This window comes from Kribbella sp. NPDC051936, assembly GCF_040680955.1.
Taxonomy (GTDB): domain Bacteria; phylum Actinomycetota; class Actinomycetes; order Propionibacteriales; family Kribbellaceae; genus Kribbella.
On the sequence record NZ_JBFAXS010000009.1, the window covers coordinates 462,043 to 475,742 of the forward strand.

The following is a 13,700-nucleotide window of genomic DNA, read 5'->3' on the forward strand; positions in this document are numbered from 1 at the left end:
TAGTTCGCCCGCCCGACAAATCCGGAATCCGCGCAAAGTCTCTACTGCACGTTCAATGACAGACTTGAAGGCATGATGCTCGACGAACTCGATCGGACGATCCGCGCATACGACGGTGTCCGGGTGCTCGAGGCCCAGGACGACCTGTTCTACCTCTACGACCCAGCGGGCGACCTGCCACCGGAGCGGCAGCAGCCGTTCGCCACTGTCGTTACGGGCGACCACTACGAGACAGTGTCCCAGCTCGACCGGCAGGGATCCTGGCGACTCAACCTCGGCCTCACGAAGACGACGTACACGGCCCTCTTCGGCCCGGTCCCCACCGAGCGCGACGCGGACTGGGTGCTCGACTCGGGCCACGACTACGCCGCCCGCGACGTCCTGATGCCCCATCCGTTCTATGCCGGTCAGTACTGGGTGGCGATCGTCGACCCGACTGGTCTGGACCAGCTGCTGCCGTTGATCGACGAGGCCTACCGGTTCGCGGCGCGCAAGTACTCCAACCACCGGGCCCGGCAAACCGGCTGAAGATTGCGGTCGTATTGCGGGTTGGCTCATAAGCCTGAGTTGACCCCCGGCTGGGATGGGCGCGCTCCCTAGCGTGTGAACCAGGGTAGATGTGCAGGTCCTTTGCGTGAGGCAACAAGGCCTTGCGCTGACTCGAGGGAGTTCCGCCCATGTCCCCCAAGAATGGACACCGCCTTCGGAGGCCGCGCGCCCTACTCGGTGCCGTCGCCGCATCCGCGCTCGCCGTCACCGGGATCGCCGCCACAGCGGCCGGTAGTGACGCGTCGCAAACCGCTCCGGTGAGCATCCTCGGCGCCGGCAGCGCGAACGCCATCCCCGGCAGCTACATCGTCGTCCTGGCCGGCCAGAACTCACGGGCCCAGACCCGGGCCGCGACGCAGAGCCTGGCCGCGAGCTACGACGTCAAGGTGCACAAGCAGTTCGACTCGTCGCTCAAGGGCTTCTCGGCCGGCATGACCGAGGAGCAGGCGAAGAAGCTCGCCGGTGACCGGCGGGTCGCGTTCGTCCAGCAGAACCAGAAGATCACCGTCAGCCAGGACGATCCGCCGTGGGGCCTGGACCGCGCCGACCAGCGTGACCTGCCGCTGGACAAGAAGTACGAGGCGTCCACCACCGCCGAGAACGTGAACGTCTACGTGATCGACACCGGCATCTACGCCGCCCACAAGGACTTCGGCGACCGTGCCTCGGTCGGCACCGACACGGTCGGCGACGGCCAGAACGGCGTCGACTGCATGGGTCACGGCAGCCATGTGGCCGGCACCATCGCGGGTACGACGTACGGCCTGGCCAAGGGCGCGAAGGTGGTCGGCGTCCGGGTGCTCGACTGCCAGGGCTCCGGCTCGACCGAGTCCGTGGTGGCCGGGATCGACTGGGTGACCAAGAACGCCAAGAAGCCGGCGGTCGCGAACATGAGCCTCGGCGGCGGCGCCGACGACGCGCTCGACGCGGCGGTCAAGGCCTCCGTCGACTCCGGCGTCACCTACGCCGTTGCTGCGGGCAACGAGAGCGCGGACGCCTGCCAGGGCTCGCCGGCCCGCGAGCCTTCGGCGATCACCGTCGGCGCGACCGACGACCAGGACAAGCGCGCGGAGTTCTCGAACTTCGGCAAGTGCGTCGACCTGTTCGCGCCGGGTGTCGACATCACCTCGGTCGGCATCACCGACCCGGACTCGACCGCGAAGATGAGCGGTACGTCGATGGCCACGCCGCACGTCGCGGGTGGGGTCGCGCTCTACCTGGCCGACCACCCGGACGCCACGCCGGCCGACGTCGCCAAGGCGCTCGTCGACGGATCGACGGCCGACAAGGTCGGTGACCCGGGCGAGGGCTCGCCGAACAAGCTGCTGTACGTCGGGGCTGCTGACCAGTCCTGATCACCTGACCGAAGGCCCGGCCACCGGATTCCTCACCACGGTGGCCGGGCCTTCGCACGTTCTCGATCAGGCCTGGACGATGTTGCTGCCTTCGACCTTCACGTTGACGGCGGGGAGCGCCGTCTGGGCCGGGCCGCTGACCGGGCTGCCGTCGGTGATGCTGAAGTGGCTGTTGTGGAACGGGCAGACGATCTGGCCGTTCTCCACCGAGCCGATCGGGTTGCCCTGGTGCGTGCACACCGCGGAGAACCCCTTGTACTGCCCCGCGGTCGGCTGCGTCACCACGACCTTCGCGTCCTTGAACACCGCGCCACCGCCGACCGGTACGTCGGACGCCGGGCCGAGCACCGCACCACCACTGGCCGGCGCGCTGGAGGACGCGCTGCCGCTCGGCGAGGCACTGGTGTTCGGCGCGGAGCTCGAGCCGCTCGCGGACGGCGTCGTACCGCCGCCGGAGGCGTCGTCGCTGCCACCGCAGGCCGCGAGGATCGGCGCGCCGGCGCCTACCAGGGCGGCCATCGCCGCGCACCGCAGCACCGTCCTGCGGTCACGCAGTTCGCCGTCCGCGGATGTCGCCGGTGCCATCGTGTCATCGCTCATAGATCTGGGCCTCCAGGAGCCTGCTGGTCGAAGTGGTTGAACGCTATATACCGACTCAAACGACCGGGTCACCCGATCGGTTCAACCCGGTGCGGATTGAACCGCAGTTTGAGGGTTTGCTGTGAATCAGCTGACAACTGCGGTCGAGATGCCGACGACGCGGGCCGCGAGGTCCAGGACGGCGCGGCGGGCGTCGGCGTCCAGGCGGCTGCTGCCCTGCTGCGTTCGGCTCGGCCTGGGTGGGCGTGGGGTTGCGTGGGGGGTGGTGGGGCTGCTGAGGTTCCTCGGGTGATTTCTTGTCCGGAGCCATCCGGCGCAGCAGGTTCGCCTGTCAGTCAGATTCGGTCACTCAGGGCACTCCGGCTTACGCGGAACGCGGGGGCGCTTGGCGCGCACCTGATCGCTGCCCGGCACACTTTAGGGGTGGGAGAGACCTGGAGATGACTGGGACGACGAACGACTCGACGGTGCTGAAGGCGATCGCGGACCTCGCGCCGCTGTGGCTGCCGGGGTGTGTCGTCGACACCGCGGACCGGACGGTCGAGGTCGGGTGGGGACGCGGCGCGCTGCAGATGTCGGCGGTCGTCGGGCTCGGCGAGATCATCGACCGGTGCCGTCAGCTGCCGCAGCAACTCTGGGCGGAGCAGATCGAGGCGTGGCTGCGGGCGGTCGTCGCGGAGGGTGAGCTGGCCACCGAGGAGCACCGCTTCGGCGACGTCGCGGTACGGCAGCGCGCGATGCTCCTGCAGCGCGGCTGGTCCGCGCGGACGTCCGGTCCGGTGGCGGACGCGCTGATCCCGTTCGGCGACCACTTCGAGGTCGTGGTGTTCATCGGCACCGGCGCGGACTACCGGCGGTTGACCGTCGTCCGGCGGTCGATGCTCGGTCTCGGCGACCCGGACGTCCCGTCGCCGGTGCAGCTGACGCTCGAACACATCGCGGATCTGCGGCCGGTCGAGCACGACGGCTTCTCGGTGCTCACCCGCGACGACGACCCGCTGGTGTCGATGGCGATCGTCGACCGCGAGAACCTGCTGCCCGCGGCCGCGATCGGGCTCGGCGTGCTGGTCGGCGTACCGCGGTTGAGCACCGTCGCGTTCTGCGCCGCCGACGCCGGGCAGGAGGCCGCCGACCGGCTGGCCCAGTACGTCGCCGACACCTACCGCGACGCACCGGATCAGTGCAGTCCCGACCTGTACTGGCTCCAGGGCGACCGCATGGTCCAGGTCCCGGTGACCCTGGCAACACCGCCGACAGTCATGCTGCCGGCGGCATTACTCCCGTCCCCACGACGCACCTGGCTCCGTCACCTCTGGCAGCAGCTCTTCCGCCGCTGACCAGTGGCCGGCTGATCAGCCGGCCACACGCTTCCGGGTCGTCGCCGTCTTCTTCGCCGGAGCCTTCTTGGCTGCTGTCTTCTTGGCAACCGCCTTCTTCGCCGGGGCAGCCTTCTTCGCGACCGCCTTCTTCGCCGGCACCGACTTCGCCGCGGCCTTCTTCGCGCTCGGCTTGGCCGCCCGGCCTTCGAGGATCTCGGCGAGGAACTGCCCGGTGTACGACGCGGGGTTGGCCGCGACCTGCTCCGGGGTGCCCTCCGCGACCAGCGTGCCGCCGCGGCGGCCGCCGTCGGGGCCGAGGTCGATGAGCCAGTCGGCAGTCTTGATGACGTCGAGGTTGTGCTCGATGACCAGCACCGAGTTGCCCTTGTCGACCAGCCCACTGAGGACGCCGAGCAGCTTGCGGATGTCCTCGAAGTGCAGACCCGTCGTCGGCTCGTCGAGCACATACACCGTCCGGCCCGTCGACCGCCGCTGCAGCTCGGACGCCAGCTTGACCCGCTGCGCCTCACCGCCGGACAGCGTCGGCGCCGGCTGACCGAGTCGAACGTACCCCAGGCCGACCTCGACGAGCGTCTTCAGGTGCCGCGAGATCGCCGGGATCGCCGCGAAGAACTCCGACGCCTCCTCGATCGGCATGTCCAGCACGTCGGCGACCGTCTTGCCCTTGTAGTGCACCTCGAGCGTCTCGCGGTTGTACCGCGCGCCGTGGCAGACCTCGCACGGGACATACACGTCCGGCAGGAAGTTCATCTCGATCTTCAGGGTGCCGTCACCCGAGCACGCCTCGCAGCGGCCGCCCTTGACGTTGAACGAGAACCGGCCCTGCTGGTACCCGCGGACCTTTGCCTCCGGCGTCTCCGCGAACAGCTTGCGGACGTGGTCCCAGACCCCGGTGTACGTCGCCGGGTTGGACCGCGGCGTCCGGCCGATCGGCGACTGGTCGACGTGGATGACCTTGTCGACCAGCTCCATCCCGGAGATCTTCGTGTGCCGGCCGGGCACCGCGCGGGCGCCGTAGATCTGCCGGGCGAGCGACGTGTAGAGGATGTCGTTGACCAGCGTCGACTTGCCCGAGCCGGACACGCCGGTGACCGCGACGAACACCCCGAGCGGGATGGTCACGTCGAGGTCCTTCAGGTTGTTCTGCCGGGCGCCATACACGGTCAGCTCGCGGCCCTCGGTCAGCGGCCGCCGGACCTCCGGGATCGGGATCTCCCGCCGGCCGGAGACATACGCGCCGGTGATCGAGTCCGGGTGGTTGCGCAGGTCCTCGACGGTGCCGGACACTACCACCTGGCCGCCGTGCTCGCCGGCGCCGGGGCCGATGTCGACGACCCAGTCCGCATGGTCGATGGTGTCCTCGTCGTGCTCGACGACGATCAGCGTGTTGCCGAGCTCCTTGAGCCGGACCAGTGTGTCGATCAGCCGCCGGTTGTCCCGCTGGTGCAGGCCGATCGACGGCTCGTCCAGCACATACAGCACGCCGACCAGGCCGGAGCCGATCTGGGTGGCCAGCCGGATCCGCTGCGCCTCACCGCCGGACAGCGAACCCGCCGGGCGGCTGAGCGCGAGGTAGTCCAGGCCGACGTCGAGCAGGAACCGCAGCCGCTCGCCGATCTCCTTGACCACGCGCTCCGCGATCTGCTTCTCCCGCGGCGACAGCTCCATCTGCGACAGGAAGCCGTGCACCTCGTCGATCGACATCGCGCTGATCTCGGCGATGTTCTTCCCGCCGAGCGTGACGGCGAGCGAGATCGGCTTCAGCCGCGCACCGTTGCAGGCCAGGCACGGCACCTCGCGCATATACTCCTCGAAGCGCTCCCGCCCGGTGTCGCTGGACGCCTCCGCGTGCCGGCGCTCGACGTACGGGATGACGCCTTCGAAGCTCGTGTAGTACGACCGCTCGCGGCCGTAGCGGTTCTGGTACGAGACGTGGACCTGCTTGTCGTGGCCGGTGAGCAGCGCCTTCTTGGCCTTCGCCGGCAGCTCGCCGAACGGCGTGCTGGTCTTGAACTTCAGGTCCTTCGCCAGCGCGTCCAGCAGCCGCTCGAAGTACTGCGAGACGTTCTGCCCCGCCCACGGCTGGATCGCGCCCTCGTCGAGCGACTTGGACGGATCCGGCACCAGCAGCTCCGGGTCGACCTCCATCCGGGTCCCCAGACCGGTGCAGACCGGGCACGCGCCGTACGGCGAGTTGAACGAGAACGACCGCGGCTCGAGCTCGTCGATCGCGAGCGGATGATCGTTCGGGCAGGCGAGCTTCTCGGAGAACCGGCGCTCGCGGTGCGGGTCGTCGTCCGGGAGGTCGACGAAGTCCAGCACCACCAGACCGCTGGCCAGGCCGAGCGCGGTCTCGACCGAGTCGGTCAGGCGCTGCTTGGCCGACTCCTTCACCGCGAGCCGGTCGACGACCACGTCGATGCTGTGCTTCTTCTGCTTCTCCAGCTTCGGCGGGTCGGTGAGCTGGATGGTCTCGCCGTCGACCCGGGCCCGCGAGAAGCCCTGACCGGTCAGCTGCCGGAAGAGGTCGACGTACTCCCCCTTGCGGCTGCGGACGACCGGCGCGAGCACCTGGAACCGGGTGCCCTCCTCCAACTCGAGCACCCGGTCGACGATCTGCTGCGGCGTCTGCCGCGCGATCGGCTCGCCGCACTCCGGACAATGCGGCCGCCCGGCGCGCGCGAACAGCAGCCGGAGGTAGTCGTACACCTCGGTGATCGTGCCGACCGTGGAGCGCGGGTTCCGCGAGGTGGACTTCTGGTCGATCGAGACGGCCGGCGACAGCCCTTCGATGAAGTCGACGTCCGGCTTGTCCATCTGGCCGAGGAACTGCCGCGCATACGCCGAGAGGGACTCGACGTAGCGCCGCTGACCCTCGGCGAAGATCGTGTCGAAGGCCAGGCTGGACTTCCCGGACCCGGACAGGCCGGTGAAGACGATCATGGCGTCCCGCGGCAGGTCGACCGAGACGTCCTTCAGGTTGTGCTCACGCGCTCCGCGCACGATCAGACGGTCAGACACAAGCTCACTCTCAGCCGTTCTCGAGGGGTTCCAGGTGGTTCTCCGACTTGCCCGGTCATGCTAACGAGGCCCACCGACAAAAACTTCCGCCGCCGGATCAGGCGACCGTTTCGAAAGTATATTCGATCGCGGACCGTGCTCGATGCAACCGGGCCGGAGGTGCAAGGATCGGCGGTGACATCTGGATGTCACCGAGAGCAGGGAGAGGCGAGAGATGCCGGAGTACCACGGGAACGTGAAGGTCGGCGGGCCGGCGCAGACCCACGAGCTGGCCAAGCTGATGATCACCAAGGTCGCGGTCGGGCCGATGGACAACAACGCCTACCTGCTGCGCTGCCGGCAGACCGACGAGCAGGTGCTGATCGACGCCGCGAACGAGGCGGACACGCTGCTCCGCCTGATCGGCGACGGCGGCCTGGCGCGGGTGATCACCACGCACCGCCACCAGGACCACTGGGAGGCGCTCGCCGAGGTCGTCGCCCGCACCGGCGCCACCACGGTCGCCGGCCGCCACGACGCCGAGGGCATCCCGGTCCCGACCGACCAGCTCGTCGACGACGGCGACCACATCGCGGTCGGCAGCTGCAGCCTGCGCGTCATCCACCTGGTCGGCCACACCCCCGGCTCGATCGCACTGCTGTACGACGACCCGGACGGCGCGCCGCACCTGTTCACCGGCGACTCGCTGTTCCCCGGCGGCGTCGGCAACACCCAGGGCGACGCCGAGCGCTTCACGTCGCTCATCAACGACGTCGAGACCAAGCTCTTCAACCAGCTCCCCGGCGAAACCTGGGTCTACCCCGGCCACGGCTCCGACACCAGCCTCGGCGCCGAACGCCCCCATGTCGCCGAATGGCGCGCCCGCGGCTGGTAGTCGCGTTCGAGAACCAGGCCTGGACCTGAGACCAGCAACGGCAACCGGAGACATGCCCTGCCAGGTCCCCACGTACCGTTGCCGGTCTCAGCCCGCCGAACCGGACCGCACAGGTTTGGCCAGGTCTTGTCAGAGCTGCGAGCGGGCCGCATCGATCTGCTCGGTGATCTTCGCGGCGCCGGCCGACGCGGCCAGGGATGCGGCCTCGTCGGCCAGGGCGCGGGCGTCGTCCGGGCGGTTCTGGGCAACGGCCAGGTAGACGAGGCCGACCAGGTTGGCGGCGACGCCTGCGGTGAAGCCGAGGGTGCGTCGGAGGGCGGTGGACTCCTCCAGCTGCTCGCGGGCCTCGGGGAAGTTGCCGGACATGTGCGCGGCGACGCCGAGGTGGCGGAGGGCGTAGGAGAGGGTGAGGTCGTCCCCGGTCTTGCGGGACAGCTCGACGGACGCGGTCAGGAACGGTACGGCGGTCGCGTTGTCGTCGCGGACGACCTGGTGGAAGCAGCCGGTCCAGAACCGCGCCAGGGCCTCGCCGCGCTCGTCGCCGGCGCCGCGGTACAGCTCGGCCGCGCGTTCGAAGTACCCGAGCTCCTCCGGGGGCTCGACGCCCGTCTCCAGGAAGCGGCAGTGCAGGATCCGGCCCCGCTGCAGGAGCAGCGCCGCCTCCACCACGTCGAGTGCACGATCCGCCTCGGGCAGGTCGTCGTACTCACCGCCGAAGATCGCCCGCTCGTACAGTCCGTCGACCTGTCGCATCAGCTCGTCCACCCGCCCGATCCTAGGGTGATACGAGCTCGACGCGGTGCTCGACCTCTACCAGAGCTTGAGGTTCCGCGAGCTCATCCGTCACCTCACGTTCTGCTCAAGATCCGCCAGAGCCTGGCGGCGGCGTTAGCATCGCGTTCATGACGACCTGGCAGGACGTTTGTGCGCTGGCCGAGCGGCTGCCTGACGCGCGGCTCAGTGAGGCGCACGAGGGGTCGCCGGCGTGGTTCGCCGGCCGCCACCAGTTCGCCCGGCTCCGCTGGGACGACGCCGGCCGCGAACTGCTGCAGGTGTGGACCGGCGACATGACCACCCAGGCCGCGCTGGCCGAGCGCCGGGACGTGTTCCCGGTCGTCCACACCTTCCAGTACCGGGTCACCTGCTGGGGCTACCTCGACCGGATCGATCTGCGCGAGGCCGCCGAGCTGCTCCTCGACTCGTACACGATCCGCGGCGGACCGAAGCGCGGGCAGGCCGTCGATCCGGCGGAGTTCCTGCCGCCGCCGGGCTAGCGGTCGGTGAGTTCGGCCGGGTACGCGATCACGTCGACGAGCGCGTTGTTGCGGATCGCGGTGATCTCGGTCCGGCGCGCGATCGCGTCCTCGAACAGCTGCCGCTGCAGCGACTGCGCGTCACGGAGCGGTACGCCGTTCACCGCCAGCACGAGATCCCCCTGGCGCAGCCCCGCTGCCGCCGCCGGGCTGGCGGGGATGACCTCGACGATCCGGAGCGCCGCCCGCTGATCGAAGCGCTGCGCGAGTGCCGGGTGCAGTGGCGCGGGCGTCGTCACGAGCCCGAGGTACGCGCGCCGTACCCGGCCGTCGTGGAGCAGCGCGTAGATGATCCGCCGGGTGGTCGGATTGACCGGGACCGCGAGCCCCAGCCCGATCCCGGCGACCGCGGTGTTGATGCCGATCACCCGCCCGTTGCCGTCGGCAAGCGCTCCGCCGGAGTTGCCCGGATTCAGCGCCGCGTCCGTCTGGATCACGTCCTCGATGATCCGGTGCGCCGAGCCGCTGCGGACCGGCAGCGACCGGCCGAGGGCGCTCACCACGCCGGCGGTCACACTGCCGGCCAGCCCGAGCGGATTGCCGACGGCAACCACCAGGTTGCCGACCTTCAACAGGTCCGCGTCGCCGTACTCGGGCGGATCCGGGATCTCCCGGTCGGCCCGCAGTACGGCGAGATCGGACAGCTGGTCCACCCCGACCACGCGCGCCTGCGCCGTCGTGCCGTCCGCGAATTCGGCTGACGCCTCGGACCCGTCGCCGACCACATGCGCGTTCGTGAGCAGGTGCCCGTCGCCGGTCAGCACCACGGCCGAGCCTGACGAGTCGCCGCGCCGGCTGTGGATCCGCAGGCTCGCGACCCGCGGGATCAGGTGGGCCGCCACGCCCGAGACCACTCGGGAGTAGGCATCCAGGACGTCGTCCCCGGCCATCTCGTCAGCCATCGCCCTCACCTCCAGAATTACATCATTACACCGAAAGCAAGAACGTGAACCCGACCACAAAACTGACCGATCGGTTGAAAACTGGCCGATCGGTCAGTCAGGATGCGTGACATGGCAGTCACCACCCCCGCCCGGGAGCGGACCAGGCGCGAGATCGTGCGCCAGGCGATGGCTCTGTTCCAGGCCGGCGGCTACAACGCGACGTCGCTGCAGGACATCGCGACCGCGGCGGGCTGCTCGAAGGCGACCGTGCTGTACCACTTCAGCGGCAAGCCTGCCGTGCTGGCCGCCGTGCTCGAACCGGCCGCCGCGGACCTGGCCGAGCTGGTCGCGGCCGCGGCCGAGTTGCCCCGCGCGGAGGCACAGGACCTCACGATCCAGCGCTTCATCGACCTCGCCGTCGAGCACCGCGGCGTCGTGGACGTGCTCCAGGACGTCATCCCGGTGATCGAGCAGATGCCCGAGGTCGCCCCGCTGGTGGCCGACGGCCTGCGCATGACGGAGTACATGGCCGGATCCGACGACCCGCTCGAGCTGGACCTGGCCAAGTTCGCGATCAACGGGCTGCTCGGCGAGTGCCGGCACTCCGACGAGCGCACCGACGACGACCTCCGACGACTCTGCGACATCGCGCTGCGAAGACTCCTCCGCCGCGCCTGACCGCTGTACCCGGACGACCCGCCGCCGCGCGGGTGGTCGACCCTGCCCTGAACGACACGGAAACGGAACCCGATGGCCAACTTCCTGTACCGGCTCGGCCGGTTCTCGTACCAGCGTCGCCGCCTCGTCGCCGCCGTCTGGGCGCTGTTCCTCGTCCTGCTGGGCGTCGGCGCGCTCACGCTCGGCGGCAAGACCGCGAACACGTTCTCGATCCCGGGCACCGAGTCGCAGCGCGCGCTCGACGCGCTGAAGCAGGAACTGCCGGCCGCCAGCGGCGCGTCCGCGACGGTCGTCGTGAAGGCGCCCGACGGCAAGACGCTCGCCGACCCGACCGTGAAGGCAGCCGTCGGCGCCACCGTCGCCAAGGTCGCGAAGGTGCCCGAGGTGATCGCGGCGATCGACCCGTTCACGAGCAAGGCGATCAGCCCGGACGGTACGACGGGGCTGATCAGCGTCCAGTTCGACAAGCCGGCCGACGAACTGTCGCACGAGAGCAGCGACGGGTACGACGGGCTGAGCGCGTTGAGCTCGGGTGATCTCCAGGTCGTGCCCGGCGGGCAGATCAAGGCCGGGGTCCCGGAGATCGGTGCGACCGAGGTGATCGGCGTGGCGGTCGCGGCCGTCGTACTGGTCGTGACGTTCGGGTCGCTGGTCGCGGCCGGGATGACGCTGGTGACGGCGTTGCTCGGCGTGCTGGCCGGGATGGCGGGGTTGTTCATCGTGACCGCGTTCACCGATGTGTCCTCGACGGCGCCGATCCTGGCGCTGATGCTCGGCCTCGCGGTGGGTATCGACTATGCGTTGTTCATCAGCTCGCGGCACCGGTCACAGCTCGGCGAAGGCATGGATCCGGAGGAGTCGGCGGCGCGGGCGACCGCGACGGCCGGGTCGGCGGTGCTGTTCGCGGGCGCGACTGTGGTCATCGCGCTCGCTGGCCTGTCGGTCGTCGGCGTACCGTTCCTGACCGCGATGGGCCTGGCCGCGGCGGCGACTGTGCTGACCGCCGTACTGGTGGCGTTGACGTTGCTGCCGGCGCTGCTCGGCTTCGTGGGAAACAGGGTGCTGCCGCGCAAGCTCCGGAAGGCGCCGGCGGCTGTCGCGCCGGTCGAGGGCTTCGGTTTCCGGTGGGGGCGGCTGGTGACGCGGTTGCGGGTGCCGATCGTTGCTGTCGGCATCATCGGCTTGGGGTTGCTGGCGATTCCGGCGAAGGACATGCAGCTCGCGCTGCCCGACGGCGCCTCGGCGGCGGCCGGGAGCAATCAGCGGGTTGCGTACGACCTGACCGCCGCGGCGTTCGGGCCGGGCGCCAACGGGCCGCTGGTGGTTGTTGTGAAGAGCAACGACGCGGCGACGTCGAACACGCTCGTACAGCAGGTGCTCAGCAAGACGCAGGGGCTCCCCGAAGTGGTGGCGGCCCAGCCCGCGGCGGCGAGTCAAGACGGTACGACGCGGTTGCTGCAGGTGATCCCGCGGAGTGGGCCGGCGAGTGAGGAGACCGCCGACCTGGTGAAGAACCTGCGGTCCGCGGTGAAGCCGCTCGCCACAGGTGACGCGAGTATCTCGGTGACCGGGAACACGGCGGTCGGGGTCGACGTGTCGAACAAGCTGTCCGATGCGCTACCGACGTACCTGTTCGTGGTGATCGGGCTTTCGTTCCTGCTGTTGCTGCTCGCGTTCCGGTCGGTGCTGGTGCCGTTGAAGGCGACGCTCGGGTTCGTGCTGACGATCGGGGCGACGTTCGGGATCACGGTCGCGGTGTTCCAGGAGGGGCACCTGGCGAGCTGGGTCGGGGTCGACTCCCCCGGTCCGCTGGTGAGCTTCCTGCCGATCATCATGATGGGCATCCTGTTCGGCCTGGCGATGACTACGAGGTGTTCATCGTGTCCCGGGTGCGCGAGGAGTTCGTGCACGGCCGGCACGCGAACGACGCCACCGTCCAGGGCCTCGGCCACGGCGCCCGCGTCGTCACCGCCGCCGCCCTGATCATGGCGTCGGTCTTCGCCGGCTTCATCCTGGTCGAGGACCCGATCATCAAGGCCATCGGCTTCGGCCTCACCATCGGCGTCCTGATCGACGCCTTCGTGGTCCGCATGACCCTCGTGCCCGCCATCCTCAGCCTCCTCGGCGACCGCGCCTGGTGGTTCCCCCGCTGGCTAGACCGCCTCACCCCCCGAGTAGACATCGAAGGCGAAACCCTTCGGCTCGAAACCCCGGAGCCCAAGGAGCTCACTAACGTACGCTGACACCTGCCGCGGGGCGTCAGCACCGACTGGCGCCTCACCACGCAACAGGCTCGACGCATCACCAACCCGGTACGGCGTGTAGTTCGCGGCCGAGATGGTCGTGCGGCCCGCGAGCACAGCACTCGGTATGACGTAGATGCTGCCGTCACCGAGAACGATGAAAAACAGGTCGATCGAGTCCGGGTCGTAGGGCACCTTGCCTGCCGTCTTGTCGAGCACGTACGGACGCCTCCCGATACCGACATGCCAGTAACCGCGCTTGGTCGGGGCTGCGCAGGACTTCACCTGCACGCGCTGGATGCCGTGGGGCGTCGTGACGAGCAGGTCATATTCCTGAGGCTCGACCGGCAGTGCAACGGCACATCCCCGCAGGGTGAACCAGGCCATCGCCAACGCAGCTGCCGAGTAGCGAAGCATCTCGGGCCGGACCGGCTCGTCGAAAACCTCGATCGGTGCCGGCTGGGCCAGTGGCGACTTCAGATGAGTGCAGTCCAAGCCGAGCCGGACCGCATGACCCTTGATCCGAACCCTCTCGGCTCCGTTGTCGACAATCCCGAGATCGGCGATCACGTCGGCCCAGCAGCTCGCGCCCGCCACGGCCTCGCGGAGCCGCAGATCAGTCCAGCGACGCTGTCCCGTGAAGTGCGACGTGTCCAGCTCGAGCCGCGCTGCGTGGCGCCTGATCGCTCCCGTGGAAGTGTTCTTCAACCCCAGGGCACGGGCGACCGCTCGCCACGACGGGCTGCTCGCTACGGCCTCGGACAGTTGCGCGTCGGTCCAGGTACGTCGGTTCTCGGTAGTTGCCATGCCGGCAAACGTAAAGCGGGGCACCGACAGAATCGG

General features: G+C 69.4%; 13 protein-coding genes. 8 read left to right on the forward strand and 5 right to left on the reverse strand.

What is annotated here, in order from left to right:
• Nucleotides 1–72 precede the first annotated feature (72 nt).
• Nucleotides 73–528, forward strand: a complete 456-nt coding sequence (locus AB0L64_RS32535; RefSeq protein WP_363716390.1) for a DUF6194 family protein — start codon at nt 73–75, stop codon at nt 526–528.
• Between the two features lie 149 nt (nt 529–677).
• On the forward strand, nt 678–1,904 hold the full coding sequence (locus tag AB0L64_RS32540) for a S8 family peptidase (RefSeq protein ID WP_363716392.1): 1,227 nt from the start codon (nt 678–680) through the stop codon (nt 1,902–1,904).
• Between the two features lie 66 nt (nt 1,905–1,970).
• Here AB0L64_RS32540 and AB0L64_RS32545 read toward each other — a convergent pair whose 3' ends face one another.
• The gene (locus AB0L64_RS32545; RefSeq protein ID WP_363716394.1) at nt 1,971–2,504 is read right to left on the reverse strand and encodes a Rieske (2Fe-2S) protein; all 534 of its coding nucleotides are present in this window, start codon (nt 2,502–2,504) and stop codon (nt 1,971–1,973) included.
• Nucleotides 2,505–2,944: 440 nt separating this feature from the next.
• Between AB0L64_RS32545 and AB0L64_RS32550 the strand changes: the two genes are divergently transcribed.
• Nucleotides 2,945–3,841: a hypothetical protein gene (locus AB0L64_RS32550; protein ID WP_363716396.1), complete on the forward strand. Its 897-nt coding sequence runs from the start codon at nt 2,945–2,947 to the stop codon at nt 3,839–3,841.
• 15 nt (nt 3,842–3,856) lie between these two features.
• Here AB0L64_RS32550 and uvrA read toward each other — a convergent pair whose 3' ends face one another.
• Nucleotides 3,857–6,865 carry an excinuclease ABC subunit UvrA gene (uvrA, locus tag AB0L64_RS32555; RefSeq protein ID WP_363716398.1) on the reverse strand — a complete coding sequence of 1,003 codons (3,009 nt, stop codon included), beginning with the start codon at nt 6,863–6,865 and terminating at the stop codon, nt 3,857–3,859.
• A gap of 280 nt (nt 6,866–7,145) precedes the next feature.
• Between uvrA and AB0L64_RS32560 the strand changes: the two genes are divergently transcribed.
• Nucleotides 7,146–7,739, forward strand: coding sequence for an MBL fold metallo-hydrolase (locus tag AB0L64_RS32560; RefSeq protein ID WP_363716466.1), 594 nt, complete (start codon nt 7,146–7,148; stop codon nt 7,737–7,739).
• A 129-nt stretch (nt 7,740–7,868) separates the two neighbouring features.
• Here the strand turns inward: AB0L64_RS32560 and AB0L64_RS32565 are convergent, their stop codons facing one another.
• The gene (locus AB0L64_RS32565; RefSeq protein ID WP_363716401.1) at nt 7,869–8,504 is read right to left on the reverse strand and encodes a tetratricopeptide repeat protein; all 636 of its coding nucleotides are present in this window, start codon (nt 8,502–8,504) and stop codon (nt 7,869–7,871) included.
• A 137-nt stretch (nt 8,505–8,641) separates the two neighbouring features.
• On the opposite strand from AB0L64_RS32565, the gene AB0L64_RS32570 reads away from it, so the two are divergent.
• Nucleotides 8,642–9,013: a hypothetical protein gene (locus tag AB0L64_RS32570; protein ID WP_363716403.1), complete on the forward strand. Its 372-nt coding sequence runs from the start codon at nt 8,642–8,644 to the stop codon at nt 9,011–9,013.
• Here the strand turns inward: AB0L64_RS32570 and AB0L64_RS32575 are convergent.
• Nucleotides 9,010–9,954 carry a trypsin-like peptidase domain-containing protein gene (locus AB0L64_RS32575; protein WP_363716405.1) on the reverse strand — a complete coding sequence of 315 codons (945 nt, stop codon included), beginning with the start codon at nt 9,952–9,954 and terminating at the stop codon, nt 9,010–9,012. The genes AB0L64_RS32570 and AB0L64_RS32575 overlap by 4 nt on opposite strands.
• A gap of 111 nt (nt 9,955–10,065) precedes the next feature.
• Here AB0L64_RS32575 and AB0L64_RS32580 point away from each other — a divergent pair, with 111 nt between their 5' ends.
• From AB0L64_RS32580 to AB0L64_RS32590, 3 genes are all read left to right on the forward strand, one after another.
• Entirely contained in the window at nt 10,066–10,614 is a 549-nt protein-coding gene (locus AB0L64_RS32580) for a helix-turn-helix domain-containing protein (protein ID WP_363716407.1), read from the forward strand.
• 72 nt (nt 10,615–10,686) lie between these two features.
• Nucleotides 10,687–12,597 carry an MMPL family transporter gene (locus AB0L64_RS32585; protein WP_363716409.1) on the forward strand — a complete coding sequence of 637 codons (1,911 nt, stop codon included), beginning with the start codon at nt 10,687–10,689 and terminating at the stop codon, nt 12,595–12,597.
• On the forward strand, nt 12,504–12,857 hold the full coding sequence (locus AB0L64_RS32590; RefSeq protein WP_363716412.1) for an MMPL family transporter: 354 nt from the start codon (nt 12,504–12,506) through the stop codon (nt 12,855–12,857). The genes AB0L64_RS32585 and AB0L64_RS32590 overlap by 94 nt, the downstream gene beginning before the upstream one ends.
• Here AB0L64_RS32590 and AB0L64_RS32595 read toward each other — a convergent pair.
• Nucleotides 12,768–13,664 carry a hypothetical protein gene (locus AB0L64_RS32595; RefSeq protein WP_363716413.1) on the reverse strand — a complete coding sequence of 299 codons (897 nt, stop codon included), beginning with the start codon at nt 13,662–13,664 and terminating at the stop codon, nt 12,768–12,770. The two genes, AB0L64_RS32590 and AB0L64_RS32595, sit on opposite strands and share 90 nt — an antisense overlap.
• Nucleotides 13,665–13,700 lie beyond the last annotated feature (36 nt).

Coding starts and splice junctions, on each gene's coding strand:
- AB0L64_RS32535 (WP_363716390.1), top strand. CDS start 73: ATGATGCTCGACGAACTCGATCGGACGATCCGCGCATACGACGGTGTC.
- AB0L64_RS32540 (WP_363716392.1), top strand. CDS start 678: ATGTCCCCCAAGAATGGACACCGCCTTCGGAGGCCGCGCGCCCTACTC.
- AB0L64_RS32545 (WP_363716394.1), bottom strand. CDS start 2,504: ATGAGCGATGACACGATGGCACCGGCGACATCCGCGGACGGCGAACTG.
- AB0L64_RS32550 (WP_363716396.1), top strand. CDS start 2,945: ATGACTGGGACGACGAACGACTCGACGGTGCTGAAGGCGATCGCGGAC.
- AB0L64_RS32560 (WP_363716466.1), top strand. CDS start 7,146: ATGATCACCAAGGTCGCGGTCGGGCCGATGGACAACAACGCCTACCTG.
- AB0L64_RS32570 (WP_363716403.1), top strand. CDS start 8,642: ATGACGACCTGGCAGGACGTTTGTGCGCTGGCCGAGCGGCTGCCTGAC.
- AB0L64_RS32575 (WP_363716405.1), bottom strand. CDS start 9,954: ATGGCTGACGAGATGGCCGGGGACGACGTCCTGGATGCCTACTCCCGA.
- AB0L64_RS32580 (WP_363716407.1), top strand. CDS start 10,066: ATGGCAGTCACCACCCCCGCCCGGGAGCGGACCAGGCGCGAGATCGTG.
- AB0L64_RS32585 (WP_363716409.1), top strand. CDS start 10,687: ATGGCCAACTTCCTGTACCGGCTCGGCCGGTTCTCGTACCAGCGTCGC.
- AB0L64_RS32595 (WP_363716413.1), bottom strand. CDS start 13,664: ATGGCAACTACCGAGAACCGACGTACCTGGACCGACGCGCAACTGTCC.